Annotated in this window: 15 protein-coding genes; 6 read left to right on the forward strand and 9 right to left on the reverse strand. The window is 70.1% G+C overall.

Annotated features, from left to right (window positions below; all coding sequences use genetic code 11):
- Nucleotide 1: 1 nt before the first annotated feature.
- From ACZ6DL_RS22000 to ACZ6DL_RS22020, 5 genes are all read right to left on the reverse strand, one after another.
- A complete protein-coding gene (locus ACZ6DL_RS22000) occupies nt 2–967 on the reverse strand; it encodes an alpha/beta hydrolase (protein ID WP_466053678.1) in 966 nt (321 codons plus the stop codon).
- Nucleotides 968–1,148: 181 nt separating this feature from the next.
- Complete coding sequence (locus ACZ6DL_RS22005) at nt 1,149–1,322, reverse strand: SDR family NAD(P)-dependent oxidoreductase (RefSeq protein WP_466053680.1); 174 nt, start codon at nt 1,320–1,322, stop codon at nt 1,149–1,151.
- A 75-nt stretch (nt 1,323–1,397) separates the two neighbouring features.
- Nucleotides 1,398–2,963: an FAD-dependent oxidoreductase gene (locus ACZ6DL_RS22010; RefSeq protein WP_466053682.1), complete on the reverse strand. Its 1,566-nt coding sequence runs from the start codon at nt 2,961–2,963 to the stop codon at nt 1,398–1,400.
- Nucleotides 2,964–3,047: 84 nt separating this feature from the next.
- Nucleotides 3,048–3,461, reverse strand: a complete 414-nt coding sequence (locus tag ACZ6DL_RS22015) for a VOC family protein (protein WP_466053684.1) — start codon at nt 3,459–3,461, stop codon at nt 3,048–3,050.
- Entirely contained in the window at nt 3,458–4,216 is a 759-nt protein-coding gene (locus ACZ6DL_RS22020) for an SDR family NAD(P)-dependent oxidoreductase (protein WP_466053686.1), read from the reverse strand. Before ACZ6DL_RS22020 ends, ACZ6DL_RS22015 begins: the two co-directional genes overlap by 4 nt.
- Nucleotides 4,217–4,349: 133 nt before the next feature.
- Here ACZ6DL_RS22020 and ACZ6DL_RS22025 point away from each other — a divergent pair, with 133 nt between their 5' ends.
- The 6 genes from ACZ6DL_RS22025 to ACZ6DL_RS22050 are packed head-to-tail and all read left to right on the forward strand — an operon-like array spanning nt 4,350 to nt 10,339.
- Nucleotides 4,350–5,150: an enoyl-CoA hydratase-related protein gene (locus ACZ6DL_RS22025; RefSeq protein ID WP_466053688.1), complete on the forward strand. Its 801-nt coding sequence runs from the start codon at nt 4,350–4,352 to the stop codon at nt 5,148–5,150.
- Nucleotides 5,147–6,304, forward strand: a complete 1,158-nt coding sequence (locus ACZ6DL_RS22030) for an acyl-CoA dehydrogenase family protein (protein ID WP_466053690.1) — start codon at nt 5,147–5,149, stop codon at nt 6,302–6,304. The genes ACZ6DL_RS22025 and ACZ6DL_RS22030 overlap by 4 nt, the downstream gene beginning before the upstream one ends.
- Nucleotides 6,301–7,386, forward strand: coding sequence for an acyl-CoA dehydrogenase family protein (locus tag ACZ6DL_RS22035; protein WP_466053692.1), 1,086 nt, complete (start codon nt 6,301–6,303; stop codon nt 7,384–7,386). Before ACZ6DL_RS22030 ends, ACZ6DL_RS22035 begins: the two co-directional genes overlap by 4 nt.
- Entirely contained in the window at nt 7,383–8,642 is a 1,260-nt protein-coding gene (locus ACZ6DL_RS22040) for a CaiB/BaiF CoA transferase family protein (protein ID WP_466053693.1), read from the forward strand. Before ACZ6DL_RS22035 ends, ACZ6DL_RS22040 begins: the two co-directional genes overlap by 4 nt.
- Nucleotides 8,639–9,367 (forward strand): GntR family transcriptional regulator, encoded by a 729-nt coding sequence (locus ACZ6DL_RS22045; protein ID WP_466053695.1) that lies wholly within the window; start codon nt 8,639–8,641, stop codon nt 9,365–9,367. The genes ACZ6DL_RS22040 and ACZ6DL_RS22045 overlap by 4 nt, the downstream gene beginning before the upstream one ends.
- 3 nt (nt 9,368–9,370) lie before the next feature.
- Entirely contained in the window at nt 9,371–10,339 is a 969-nt protein-coding gene (locus ACZ6DL_RS22050; RefSeq protein WP_466053697.1) for an alpha/beta hydrolase, read from the forward strand.
- A 72-nt stretch (nt 10,340–10,411) separates the two neighbouring features.
- On the opposite strand, the gene ACZ6DL_RS22055 is transcribed toward ACZ6DL_RS22050, so the two are convergent.
- Genes ACZ6DL_RS22055 through ACZ6DL_RS22070 form a run of 4 tightly spaced genes read right to left on the reverse strand, consistent with a single transcriptional unit; the run spans nt 10,412 to nt 14,192 of the window.
- Nucleotides 10,412–11,695: an NAD(P)/FAD-dependent oxidoreductase gene (locus ACZ6DL_RS22055; RefSeq protein ID WP_466053699.1), complete on the reverse strand. Its 1,284-nt coding sequence runs from the start codon at nt 11,693–11,695 to the stop codon at nt 10,412–10,414.
- A gap of 3 nt (nt 11,696–11,698) precedes the next feature.
- A complete protein-coding gene (locus ACZ6DL_RS22060; RefSeq protein WP_466053701.1) occupies nt 11,699–12,019 on the reverse strand; it encodes a 2Fe-2S iron-sulfur cluster-binding protein in 321 nt (106 codons plus the stop codon).
- A gap of 8 nt (nt 12,020–12,027) precedes the next feature.
- Nucleotides 12,028–13,257 (reverse strand): cytochrome P450, encoded by a 1,230-nt coding sequence (locus tag ACZ6DL_RS22065; protein WP_466053703.1) that lies wholly within the window; start codon nt 13,255–13,257, stop codon nt 12,028–12,030.
- Between the two features lie 29 nt (nt 13,258–13,286).
- On the reverse strand, nt 13,287–14,192 hold the full coding sequence (locus ACZ6DL_RS22070) for an SDR family NAD(P)-dependent oxidoreductase (protein WP_466053705.1): 906 nt from the start codon (nt 14,190–14,192) through the stop codon (nt 13,287–13,289).
- Nucleotides 14,193–14,222 lie beyond the last annotated feature (30 nt).

Genomic DNA, 14,222 nt, shown 5'->3' on the forward strand with positions numbered 1-14,222 from the left:
TTCACTCTCCTCGGGCGGTTTCCGACCACGGCAGCACACAGCCGAACTTCGCACGCAGCAGGGCGCCGATCTCGGCGATGGCGAGCATCGCGCGGGCCGAGTTCTCCGGCCGCATCAGGAAGCCGTGCAGCACACCAGGATACCGGGTGAGCGTGGTCTGCACGCGGGCGTCGCGCAGCCGCGCGGCGTAGCGCTCGCCCCAGTCCCGGATCGGGTCGCCCTCGGCGGTCACAACGATCGCCTGCGGCAGACCGGAGAGGTCGGCGGCGTAGGCGGGAATCCGGTAGCAATCCGGTGGCGTGGTGGCACCGGTGTCTGCGAGTTCGTGCAGATACGTGATGTCCTCGCGGAGCAGCATCGGCGCGTCGGGCATCGCCACCACCGACGCCGCCCCCATGTCACGATCCAACCCCGGATACAGCAGCACTTGGGCGAACAGCGCGGGCCCGCCGCGGTCACGGGCCAGCAGGGCCACTCCAGCGGCGAGACCGCCTCCGGCGCTGTCCCCGAGCACCGCCAGGCGATCGGGGTCGACCCGCAGGTCACGGCCGTGCTCGGACACCCACACGGCAGCCGCGTAGGACTCCTCCACCTGCACCGGGGCCGGCCACTCAGGTGCCAGACGGTAGTCCACCGCGACGACCGTCGCACCGCTGGCCATCGCGAGGTTTCGCGCCAGCGGTTCGAACGATGCGTTCGAGCCCATCGCCAGCCCTCCCCCGTGCAGATGCACCACGACGGGCGCGGCCGGGTCGGTCGTCGGCCGGTAGACCCGCAGCTCCAGCGGGCCGTACGGCCCGGGGATGGTGAGGTCTTCGATCTGCGCCATCGCGGGCATGGACTCCGGTGCCCGCATGGCCTCGACGCCCGCACGGACCGCCTCGATACCGCGGGAGCGCATCGACGGCGTCGGCCCGAGTGCCGCGATGCGCGCCGCGACGTCGGGATCCAGCGGGGGAACGGGCATGAGCACTCCTCGAGATCTCGTTTATGGAAGCAGCTCCGCCTGGGCCGTGACGCGGTCCACCCGCTCGGCCCACAACCGAAGCCATTCGGGATGCGAAAAAAACGGGTTCCGCGCTCCGCCATACCGCGCACGACCATATCGGCGATGGCCGAGGTCGGCATACCCTGCTCAACGGAGCGGTTCACCTGCTCGCGGTGGTCGGCCGGCGAGGGGTCCGCCTCGGCTCCGGGAACGTGAGCGGACGGTCGAGATCGCGGCGATCGTTGTCCGCCACGATGACCCGCATGCCTTCTTCCAGAAACCGGGTCGCCAGCCCCTTGCCGATTCCGTTCGCACCACCGGTGACGACGGCCACCCGGTCTCTCAGTTCACGTACAGCGCTGCACTGCTCACTGGTTGCGGACGCCCGCGCATCGCGGTCGGTCTCCGGTCAGGAAGCGGTGGCGTCGGCACCGCTGAGCCGTCCGGCCATGTCGGCCACGGCGCGGTAGGCCATGACTATGCCGGAGCCCAGCGGCACGCCCGGGCCCGGATACACCGGCCCGGCCACCGAGGCTGCGGAATTGCCCGCGGCGTAGAGACCGGGGATCACGGTCCCGTCGGGACGCTCGACGGCGCCCTCGGGGTCGATCACCGCACCGCCCTTGGTGCCCAGATCACCGAGGACCAGACGCACCGCGTGGAAGCGCGAACCGTTCAGCGGCCGCAGGCACTGCTCCGGCGACGCCGCGCCGACGAAGAAGCGGCCGAACGGGTCCTCGCCGCGGCCGAAGTCCTCGTCGCATCCACGCTCGGCGAACTCGTTGAACCGACGGACACTCGCGCTCAGCTGTTCTGCGTTTACGCCGATGGCGGCCGCCAGTTCGGGGATGTCACCGGCGGTGTGCCACAGGCCTGCGGCCGACAGCTCCTCCCGCTTGGGTGCGGGCGTGCAGATGGCGGGCAGGTCGTCGCCGGTCCGATCATCGAAGATGTACCAGAACGCGTCGCCGTGGCCGTGCTGCATCCGTTCGCGCATCGCGCGGCCCATCCGGTCGTAGGGCAGCATCTCGTTGGCGAAGCGCCGGCCGGTGCCGTCGACGACGATCCCGGCCCGCAGGCCGAGGGTGAACGCGGCGTGCCCGTTCGGGAAGAGGGTGGCCGGGCACCACCACGACTGGTCCAGCAGATCTGTTGCGGCTCCGACGGATTCGGCCAAGGTGAGGGCGTCGCCGGAGCCGGTGTCGGGGTGCGAGGAGGTCCAGTCGGCACTCGGCATGCCCTGCCACTTCGCGCGTAGTTCCGGTGACCGTTCGAAGCCGCCGGCGGCCAGTAGCACGCCCGCACGTGCCCGGACGCGGGACTCTGCGCCGTCCGGACCTGTGACTACGACGCCGGTGACCCGGCCGGACTCATCCTGCACCAGACCGGTGACGCGGGTGCGCAGCCTCAGCTCGGCGTGGCCGGATGCGTCGAGGGCGAGCAGCATCCGGGCGATCCAGGCCTGGCCGCCGTCGAGCACCGACCGGTCCATCTCGATGCCGAACTGGTCGACCGGCACCATCGGCCGGATGTCGACGAGCCGGTCACCGACCTCCTCGGCCGAGATCGGGTGAGCGAAGATGCTGCGCCCGTTGGCACTGCGCCCCGGCGCGTCGAAGTAATCCGGGAAGGGGCGGTGCTCGAGCGGGATGCCGATCGTATTCTCCAGGAAGTCGGCGACGACCGGGCCGGTCTGCAGGTAGGCGCGCTGCACCTCGGGCCGGGTGCGGTCACCGACCAGGGCCGAGAAGTAGGTGAGGCCCTTCTCGGCGGAATCCTCGACGCCGTGCCGGGCCAAAACGTGGTTGCCCGGAAGCCATACGCTGCCACCGGAATACGCGGACGTGCCGCCGAAACGATCGGTCTTCTCGAACACACAGACGGACAGACCGCGATGGGTCGCGGCCAGGGCACCGGCCAACGCGGCGCCACCCGAGCCCACCACTACAACGTCATAGCTACTGCCCCAGGTCATCGTCGACTGCGCTCCATCTCTGCGTCCGGTGTGAACGGCGTCACGCTAGCCCGCGCGCAGCGCCGTCCCCCGGGGCCGTCCCGCTCAGCGGTCGGGCGATTGCGGCACCGAGCTGGTGACCTCGATCAGGTGGCCGTCTGGATCGCGGACCTTGCCGATGGTGTGTCCGCCGAAGCGGGTGAACATGGTGGCGGGCATCTCCTCGGTGCCCCCGTGCGCGCAGGCCGCGGCCAGCAGCCCGGCCACATCCGCGGTGTTGAGCACCAGCTTCACGAACATCGTGCCGTGATCGACCAGGGCGGCTTCGCCGTGCGGTGCGATGAGCTCGACACCCGCCCTCCCGGCCCGCAGGATCACCGCGTCGAATGTGTCGGTGGAGAACGCGTTCTCCTCGGCGAAACCGCAGCCCGCAGTGTAGAACTCGGTGGATCGGGCCAGGTCGGTGACCCGGATCGCGGTGAGGGAGAGGATGACCGGCGCCGTCGGCGTACCACTCATCGGGTCTGCGACCCGCCGTTGAAGTCGAGCGTCTGCCCGGTCATGCCGCCTGCCTCGTTCGACGCCAGGTACGCGCAGAACGCGCCGACCTCGATCGGATCACCCAGCCGTCCGATCGGAATGCCCGCGACGAGCCGCTCGATCTGCTCCGGCGGCATCTTGTGCGCCAGGTTGGCCTGCAGACCGAGGGCGACGATGTTGGCGGTCACGCCGTACTGCCCGGTCTCGGCGGCGAGGTGGCGGATGAAGCCCTCTACGCCGCTCTTGCCGGTGGCGTACATCGACACGTTGATGTTCTGCCCGGTGCGCGCAGAACCCGACGAGATCTGCACGACCCGACCCCATCCGTTGTCGCACATCCCGTCGATTACCGCCTTGATGCAGTTCAGCGCGCCGTAGATGTTGAGGTCGATCGACGGCGGCCACTGCTCGGGAGTCAGTTCCCGGAACGGCTTGGTGACCCGGTCCTCGGCGACACCCGCGTTGTTCACCAGGATGTCCACGTGATGGCCGAGTTCCGCCTCGGCGGAACGGACGGCGTCCACCGTCGCCTGGTAGTCCGTGACGTCGAAGGCCCGGGCGATGGCCTTGTTGCCCTCGGCGACGATGGACTCGGCCACTCGCTCCGCGCGATCGGCGAACAGATCGTTCACCACGACCGTGGCACCCTGGCGCGCGAGCACCGTCGCGATTCCCTCCCCCACGCTCTGACCCGCGCCCGTGACCAGGGCAATTCGTCCGTCCAACTCGAACACGAGTTCACCTTTCCATCGATGTGCCACCGAATCGCAGGGGTGGCGTCCTGCCTCAGCCACTCTCCGAGGCCGGTGACCGAATTGTCAATCATTATTGGATTTTATTTTGGATCCAATCTGTTACGGTGCCCTCATGATGCCCGATGAATCGGTCGATGCCCCGTCCGAGCCGCCGGTCCTGAGCGACTTCGCGGACGGTGTCGCGCAGCTGACCCTGAACAACCCCCGCCGCAAGAACGCGATCAGCCTCGAGATGGCCGCGCTCATCGATGATTTCTGTGCCCGGGTGGAGAGTGACCCCGGCATCGGCGCGGTCGTGGTCCGCGCCGCCGGCGCGTACTTCTGCAGCGGCGCCGACACCAGGGATCTGGCCACCTCCTCGGCCGATCCGGCCTCGCCGGAGGCGGTGAGCCGCACCTCCGCGGTCTACGGCTCTTTCGTCCGGGTGGGCATGCTGCCTGTTCCGACCATCTCACGGGTGGTCGGCGGAGCGGTCGGGGCCGGGCTCAACCTCGCCCTGGCCACCGACCTCATGGTGGTCACCCCGGAGTCGCGGCTGGAGAGCGGGTTCCTGGCTCGCCGGATTCATCCCGGCGGCGGGCACTTGGCCCTGCTCGGCCGCGCCGTCGGCTGGTCCAGCACCATCGCGCTGGCCGCCTGCGGCCTGTCGCTGACCGGTACCGAGGCGGTCGCCCGCGGGCTGGCCCACCTCTCCGTCGACGAGCCCGAACTGGATGCGCGCATCGCCGAGTTGACCGCACCGGCTGCCGCCGATCCCGAGCTCACCCGCCGGATCATGAACAGCGCCCGGCTCGAGCTCGGCCCGCCCGCCGTGAGCTGGTCCTCGGCGCTGGAGATCGAGCGCGGCGTGCAGATGTGGTCGATGTCGCGCAAGGGCGAAGGCTCCTGGTCGTCGCGGGGGCCGGGCCGATGACCGCCCTCGCCACCGCGCCCCTTGCGGACGACCCCGCCCTGCGGCGGGTCCGCGACGAGGTACGCGCCTTCCTGCGCGCCGAACTCGATGGGGGTGCCTTCTCCCCCGCGCCGGACAACTGGATGAGCGGCTTCGACCCGGCCTTCAGCGCCCGGCTGGGAGCCTGCGGCTGGTTGGGCATGACGCTACCGCGGCAGTACGGCGGGCACGAGCGGCCGCTGGCCGAACGCTTCGTGGTCACCGAGGAATTGCTCGCCCACGGCGCGCCGGTGGCCGCGCACTGGGTGGCCGACCGCCAGATGGCGCCGGGCATACTTGCCAACGGAACCGAGGAACAGAAGCAGCGCTACCTGCCCGGTATTGCCGCGGGCGAGCTGTTCTTCGCCATCGGGATGAGCGAGCCCGACGCCGGCTCCGACCTCGCGGCGGTGCGCACCAGGGCAGTCGAGCAGCCCGGCGGCTCGTGGACGATCAGCGGCACCAAGGTCTGGACCACCGGCGCGCACGTGGCGCACGCGATGGTCCTGCTGGCCCGCACCGAGGGCACCCCGGCCGACCGGCACAGGGGGCTCTCCCAGTTCCTGGTCGACCTGGATCACCCCGGTATCGAGGTGCGCCCGCTGCGCAGCATCGATGGCGGCGCGCACTTCAACGAGGTCGTCTTCCACGACGCCCATGTCGGCGCGGATGCCCTGCTGGGCCGGCGCGACGAGGGCTGGGCCCAGGTGATGAGCGAACTCGCCTTCGAGCGCTCCGGCCCGGAGCGCTACCTGTCGACCATGCCGCTGCTGCGTGCCTGGGCGGCCGAACTGCGCCGCACCGGCGCCGGCGAGCAGCAGCGGGTCACTCTCGGTGAGCTGACCGCGCGCGCCTGGTCGCTGCGCAGGATGTCGCTCGCGGTCACCACCGAACTCGCCGCAGGCCGCAAGCCCGATGTGCTCGCGGCGATGGTGAAGGATCTCGGCTCCACCTTCGAAGGAGACGTGGTCGAGGCGATCCGCGCGTGCGCGGACATCGAGCCGCGCCGTGACGGCGGCGATCCGTTCGCCCGACTGCTCGCGACCGGAATCCTGCACATCCCGGCCTTCACCCTGCGCGGCGGCACGAACGAGATCTTGCGCGGAATCGTCGCGCGCGGAATGGGTTTGCGATGACGAGATGGAACACCGAACTGCTCGAGGCGGTGGCCGCGATGGCCGCACGCGTCGGGATCGATGCCACCACCCCGGCTGCCGGAGCCGATGGTCCGCTCTGGGCCGCGCTCACCGAGGCGGGCTTCACCGAGATCGGGATCCCGGAGGAGCAGAGCGGCAGCGGCGGCACCGCTTCCGACGCGCTGTCGGTGGTGCACGCCGTCACCGCGCAAGGCGCTCTCACGATGCTGATCGAGCACACCGCGCTGGCGAGCCGCCTCGTCGCCGAGTGCACCGGCAGTCCCGCCCATGGGCCCGCCACCCTGGCCATCGCCGGCGACGGCTGCACCACGCGCGACACCGCCGAAGGGACCGTGCTCGACGGCACCGTCACCGGCGTCGTTCACGGTTCCGACGCCGACGTGCTCGTAGTGCTGCTACCCGCGTCGGCCGCGGGCGAGCGGCCCACGGTCGCCGTCGTCGCCGCCGATGCCCCCGGTATCTCGGTGGAGCGCGGCAGCGACCTGCTCGGCGCCGCGCTCGACGACTTCCACTTCGAGGCCACCCCGGCCCGACTGCACGAATCCCCCCTTGATGCAATGGAACTGGAGGAGCGCGGGGCGCTCGCCTACGCGGTGGCGTTGACCGCCGCCGCCGGCGCCGTCCGGGACCGGACGCTGCGCTACGCCACCGAGCGGGTCCAGTTCGGCCGCCCGCTCGCCAAGTTCCAGGCCATCCAGCAGCGCCTCGCCGGGCTCGCCGCGCTGACCGCGCTGATGGAGACGGCGACCGAGGCAGCTACCGCCGCCGACGACGCGACCAGGCGCACCGCGATCGCGGCCGCCAAGGTGGTCACCTCCGCATCCGCGCGGGAGGTGGCCGCGGCAGGCCACCAGATCCACGGCGCCATCGGCTTCACCTCCGAGCACAGCCTCGGCCGCTTCACCACCGCACTGTGGAGCTGGCGGGACCGCTACGGCTCGGAGCGGTACTGGTCCGAAGTCCTGGCCGGGCAGATCCTCGACGAAGGCGCCGACCCATGGGATCTGATCACCGGCGCGTGTCTCAACGAACATGATGCCGCAGAAGGGATTTCACGATGAGTATCACCACCACCGAGGAGACGGGCGTGAACGGCCGTGCCGCCTGGCGCGCCGCCGACACCGCGACCGACAACGGCGTGCTGAGCGGGGTGCGCGTACTGGATCTGAGCCGGGTGCTGGCCGGCCCGTACACCGCGCAAATGCTGGCCGACCAGGGCGCCGAAGTCATCAAGGTAGAGGGGCCCGGCGGTGACGAGACCCGCGGCTGGGGCCCGCCTTTCGTGGACGAGGGCGCCAGCAGCGCCTATTACGCCAGCCTGAACCACAGCAAGGACAACATCGGCCTCGACCTGCGCACCGACGAGGGCCGCGAGATCCTCGCGCACCTGCTCGCCGGTGCCGACGTCGTGATCGAAAACTTCAAGGCGGGCACCATGGCGCGCTGGGGGTTTGATTTCGAGTCGGTTCTCGCGCAGCGTCATCCGCGTCTGATCTACTGCCGCATCACCGGTTTCGGCGTGGACGGACCCATGGGCGGGCTGCCCGGCTACGACGCGGTGTTGCAGTCCTTCGGCGGCCTGATGAGCATCAACGGCTACCCGGACGGCAACCCGCTGCGGGTCGGGGTGCCGATCGTCGACATCGTCACTGCCAACCTGGCGGCCAACGGCATCCTGCTGGCACTGCTCGAACGCGAGCGCAGCGGCCGCGGCCAACTGGTCGACATGGCGCTGCTGGACTCGGTCATCTCCATCCTGTATCCGCACGCGGCCAACTGGGTCGCCAGCGGCAGAGTGCCGCAGCGGACCGGGGACTTCCATCCGACAGTGGTGCCGTACCAGGTGTTCCGCGCCGCCGACGGGGACTTCTTCGTCAGCGCGGCCAACAACCGCCAATTCCATTCGCTCGCCGCCACTCTCGGGGTGCCCGAGCTCGCCGACGACCCGCGCTTCACCGACAACGGACAGCGCCACGCGCACCGCGAGGAACTCGTCGCGATCCTGGCCGAGCGGATCGCTCCATGGCCGCGTGCCGAGCTGGCGCTGCGGCTCGAGCAGGTCGGCGTGGCCGCCGCACCGGTGAACACGGTGGACGAGGCATTGCAGGCCGAGCAGACGCGTCATCGCGGCCTGTTCCTGGAGACGCAGGACTACCGGGGTGTCGGGGTGCCGGTCAAGTTGAGCCGATCTCCGCACCGCACCCCCCGCCCTGCGGTGCAGCGCGGCGCCGACACCGCGGGTGTTTTGAGCGCCATGGGCTACAGCGCCGAGCGAATCGAGGCACTGCGGGCGGCTGGTATCTTCGGGGATTCGTGAGCAGGCGAACCGGCAGTACAGCAGCGACGGAGGGCGGGCGCGACGTCGGCCGGGCCACCGGACGGGTGGTCGAAGAGATCGAACGGCTGATCGTGAGCGGTGAGTTGCTGCCCGGTCAGCCGATCCGGCAGGTGCTGATGGCCGAACGCCTCGGCGTCAGCAGGCTGCCGATCCGGGAGGCCTTGCGTCACCTCACCGCCGAGGGCTTGGTCGAGCACGAGCACAATGTCGGTTACACGGTGGCCAGGCTGCAGCAGAGCGATTTCGATCAGATCTACCTCATGCGGGCGGCACTGGAGCCGGAAGTGCTGCGCTCGCTGCCGCCGTTCCCCGATGACGCCGTCGCCGAGGTCGCCCGCGTCGGCGACCTGGTGGTCGAGGCCGCCGAGCAGGGTGACGTACTCGCCATGCGGTTGCACAACCACACCTTCCACTTCCTGATCTTCGAGCGGTCACCGCTGAATCTGGTGGTCGCCGAAGTGCGCAGGTTGTGGACGCTCGCCATGCCCTACCACGCCGCCTACCTCTACGACCCGGCCGCCCGCGCACGCGTGGTGGCCGAACACGACCAGATGATCGAAGCGCTCGCCTGCCACGACCACGAACGACTTGTCGCATTGATGAACGAGCACCGTCGCGGCGGGGAGACGAGCACCGGGATCATGCTGCGCGCCACGCGAACGGCCGCGGCTCACCCGGCCGATCCCGCCGATCCCGAGGAGTAGACCGTGACCGTTCCGACCGGGCACCCGCCCTACCGTTTCGCCTGGGATCCCGACGTCGCCGCGCTCGTCGCGCGGATCGAGAGCAGCGGGACCGGCTCGCTGCGAGCCGGCGGGGTGGAGGCCGCACGCCGGACGTTGGAGTCGATCGTTCGCCCGACCGGCCCGGCGATGTCGAGTGTGCGCGACGCATCGCTCGACGGCCCGCACGGCCGCATCCCGCTGCGCGTCTATCGACCGTACGCCGCCCCGGAGACCGACGCCTCCGCACTGGTGTGGTTCCACGGCGGCGGCATGATCATGGGCTCGCTGCAGTCGTTCGACCGGCTCGCTCGCGACGTCGCCCAGGCCACCGGCGCGGTCGTGTTCAACGTCGAGTACCGGCTCGCCCCCGAGTACCGCTACCCCGTCGCCAACGACGAGGCGTACGCGGCGCTGTGCTGGGTGTCCGAGAACGCCGCGCAGTGGGGCGTCGGGACGACCCGGATCGGGGTCGGTGGCGACAGCGCCGGCGGCGGCCTGGCGGCGGCTACCGCCCTGCGCGGCCGCGATTCGGTCGGGCCACGCATCGCCCAGCAGGTGCTGTTCTACCCCGGTATCGAACGGCGCACCAACCGCCCGTCGATGCGGGAATTCGGCGACTCCCCCTTCCTGACTGCCTCGGACATCGACTGGATGAAGAGCCTCTACCTCGGCGAGGACTCCTCCACCGACGACGCGTACGGCGTTCCGGCGCTGGCGACTTCGTTCGCGGACCTGCCCCCGGCGATCATCGCCGTCGGCTACGGCGATCCGCTGCGCGACGCCGTCGAGGCCTATGGCGACCGGCTCCGCGAGGCGGGCGTGCCCACAGCGCAGCTGCGCTACCCGGGAGTGGGGCACGGCTTCGCTATGCAGACCGCGAACAGCGCCCGGGCCCGCGCGGCGATGGCCGAGGTCGGCGCGCTGGCCGCGGCCCGGTTCGCCCAGATGTAGGCCCGCAGACGAGACGGAGCTGGCCCCGGAGCGATGCTCCGAGGCCCGCTCTCCTCCTTCGCGAGCCACAGGTCAGCCACGCACCGGCGCCAGCAGTTTCTTGAGCGGGACGCTGGTGTCCGACAACACATCCGGTCCGGGCCGGTGGCCCCGGCCCAGCGCCGAGCGCAGCGCCACGAAATCCGCCGGGGAGTTCAAGCACTCGGCGGCGACCAGGGCGTCACCGGCGAAGTACAGCGCGACCCGGCGGCGCGGGCGCTCCGGGTCCACCCGCACCAGCATGGAGGTATGCCCTCCGATGAGACCAGTGATCTGCAACTTTTGATCACCCTGATCGGACCAGAACCAGGGAGCCGGCCGGGCCGGGACGGGACGGCCCAGCAACACCGCGGCGGCGGTGTTCGCCTGCTCGACCGCATTGTCCACCGACTCGAGCCGATAGCGGCTGCCCGTGCCGGAGACATGGGTGGTGCAATCGCCGACAGCCAGGGTCCACCCGTCGGAAGCCTGGCACCACTCGTCGACGACGACGCCGCCGTCGCACTCCAGCCCCAGCTGTTCGGCCAGCTCGGTGCGCGCCTGCGCACCGATGCCCACCAGTACCGTCGCCGCCGGGATCTCCCGGCCGTCGTCGAGCCGCACCGCGCGAATCCCGTTGTCACCGTGCAGAATCTCGGCCGGAGCCGCACCGAGCACGACCTCAGTCGACATCGCCCGGTGCGCGGCGAGCAGGGTGCTCGCCGTATCCGGCCCGACAGCGCGGGCGAGCAGCCGCTCGCCCGCCTCGATCACGGTCACCTCGGCCCCGAGAGCGCGCGCGGTAGCGGCGACCTCGAGCCCCACGAATCCGCCGCCGACGACGACGATCGGACCCGCCTGCACCCGGTCGGCGAGCGACCGGGCGTGGTCCAAGTCGCGCAGCACCAGCACGCCGGGATGGTCCGCGCCCGGCAATGTCAGCCGCCGCGCCCGGGCTCCCGTCGCCAGCACCAGGCGGTCGAACCGCCGGGCCTGCCGCTCGCCGTCCCGGGAGAACCGCACCTCGACCCCTTCCGGCATGCGCTCGAGGTGCTCGACCCGCGCGCCGGTGATCAACTCGATCTTCTGGTCCGCGTAGTGCGCGGGGTCGCGCAACAGCACCGAATCGCTGCTCGCCTCACCCTTCAGCCACGCCTTGGACAGCGGGGGCCGCTGGTAGGGCAGGTGAGGCTCGTGCGAGATCAGCGTGATATCCCCGGTGTAGCCCTCGGTGCGGAGGCGGTCGGCGAGCTGCACCCCGGCGTGCGAGGCGCCGACGACCACCACGCTGTGCGGCACCGGCGATTCCGCACCGGAGGTGTCCTGTGCTCCGGTCATCGATCAGACCTGCTCGTCGGGGATCGTCACGTGCAGATCGATCCCATCCGACAGGGCCAGTTGGCAGGACAGGCGTGAGTTGTCCTCCCGGTCCGAGGCGGTGCAGTCCAGCATGTCCTCCTCGTCCTCGCTGGGATCGGGGAAGTGCGCCAGCTCGCTGCGGTCCAGGTAGACATGGCAGGTGGCGCACGACAGTGTGCCACCGCATTGGCCGACGATGCCGTTCACGCCGTTCTTCACAGCGGTCGACATGACCGAATCACCAGCGGCGCCGTCGACGATCTTCAGCACGCCGTCGGGCTGGGTGTAGAACACTTTCGGCATCGCTGCTCCTACCAGCTGACCGGCAGATCGACGATCGGCTGGGTCAAATTGTCCATGTCAACGACGGCGTCGCCCTCCAACTTCAGCCCTGGCAGGCGCTTGAACAGCTCGGCCAGGCCGACCTGCATCTCCATCCGAGCCAGCGGCGCGCCCAGGCAGTGGTGCAGGCCGTAACTCAGCGTCAGGTGCGGATTGTTGCTACGCCGGATGTCGAAGACTTCATCACGTTCGAGGGCCACCCCGTCGTGATTGGCGCCGGCGGGATCGACGAGCACGGCTTCGCCCCGAGCGATCAGCTGACCGTCCAGTTCGATGTCCTCGGTGGCGACGAACGGGACGAGCGCGCCGGAACCGGTGACGGTGTCGCCCAGCGCCATTCGCCCGTGCCGGAGGATCTCCTCGACCGCGGTCGGCGCCACGCCGTCCGGGTCCTCCAGGAACAGTTCGAGCTGATCGCGGTTGCGCAGCAGCGACAGCACACCGGCGCAGATGAAGTTCGCGGTGTTGTCGAAGCCGCCGATGATGAGCACCAGCGCGATCGGCAGGATCTCTGCGTCGGTGAGGCTGTCGTCCTTGTCGCGGGCGTTGGCCAAGTCGCTGAGCAGGTCCTCGCGCGGGTTCTTCCGGCGTTCCTCGATCAGCCCCATCATGTACACGACCAGCTCGGTCATGTTCGCGACGATCTCTTCCTCGGGCATGTTCGCCACGGCGAGGGTCGAGGAGCTCCACTTCTGGAACTTGGGCCGGTCCTCCGGCGGCACACCGAGCAGGTTGGCCAGCATCTGGATCGGCAGCGCCACCGCGTAATCGTGCACCAGGTTGGTGGGCGCCCCCTTCGCGATCATGTCGTCGATCAGATGGTTGGCGAACTCCACCGCCGAATCCCGCATGGTCTTCACCCGCTTCGGCGAGATCGAGCGCTGCACCAGCTTGCGTAACTTGGTGTGATGCGGCGGATCCTCGAACTGCAGCGTGGTCCGCAGAAAGTCCGGAAACTCCACGAAGTACGGGGTGACGCGCTGCCCGGTGCGGAAGGGCTCACGCACGAAGCGAGGATCGCTCAGCATCTGCCGCGCCGCGGCGTTGCGGTGGATGATCCAGGCGTCGCCGCCGAACGGCATCGTCATCTTCGTCATCGGACGATCCGCGGCGATAGCGTGGTACCGAGCGGACGCTTCTTCGGGAGTGACCTCGCCGAAGGGGTATTCGATGCCGGCCGCTGACTCGGTTGTACTCATGTGATGGCTCTCCAGGGGAACGTCGGGACTCAGGAGACCGGCAGCTGGGCCGGGGCGACGACCTGCGGCACGGCCTGCGGCGTGATCGCCATGATCTGCTCGAACTGCTCGGCCACGGTCTCGACGGTGAGCGCGGGATCGTGGATGCCGATGGTGTTGACCAGGGCCAGCCGGTTCACGATGCCGCCGGCCACGTTGAACACCTCGCCGGTGACCTGGCAGTCCGGATGCACCAGGTAGGCCACGACCGGGGCGATGTGCTCGGGCAGCATCGCCGTGCGCATGTACTCGATGATCTCGGGCGTGAGCGTGTCGGCTGCGGCCTCGAGCATCCGTGTGCTCGCGCCGGGGGCGATGGCGTTGACCTTGATGCCCGCCTCCAAGCCCTCGAGGGCCAGGTTGCGGGTCAAGCCGAACAGCGCGCCCTTGGAGCCGCCGTAGTGCGACATCCCCGGGTTACCGAGCATGGCTTGGGAGATGGTGTTGACCACCCGCGGGGCCTCGGCCTCGAGCAGGTGCGGCCAGGCCGCGCGGCACAGCCGCATCGCGCCGAAGTAGTGCACGTCCAGGTGGCGCTGGTACTCCTCGTCCGGCACCTCGCGGAACGGCGCGGCGCGGACGATGCCGGCGTTGTTGACGACGGCGTCGATCGCGCCGAACGTCGAGATCGCGGCGTCGACCAGGGCGCGGGCGCCCTCCTCGGTGGCGACGTCGGCGGCGCAGGCGACGGCCTTGCCGCCGGCGGCGGTGATCTCGGCGACCACAGCCGTGGCCGGGTTGTCATCCTCGACGCCGGAGCCGTCGGTACGCGCGCCCAGGTCGCCCACCACTACGGCCGCGCCGCGCGAGGCGAGCAGCAGCGCGTTCGCCCGCCCGATGCCACGGCCCGCGCCGGTCACGATCACGACGCGATCGCTGAAATCCAGAGTTGCCATTGTCTTTCCTCGTGTTCTCGGCTGTGTCGG

This window comes from Nocardia sp. NPDC041819 (genome assembly GCF_055590505.1).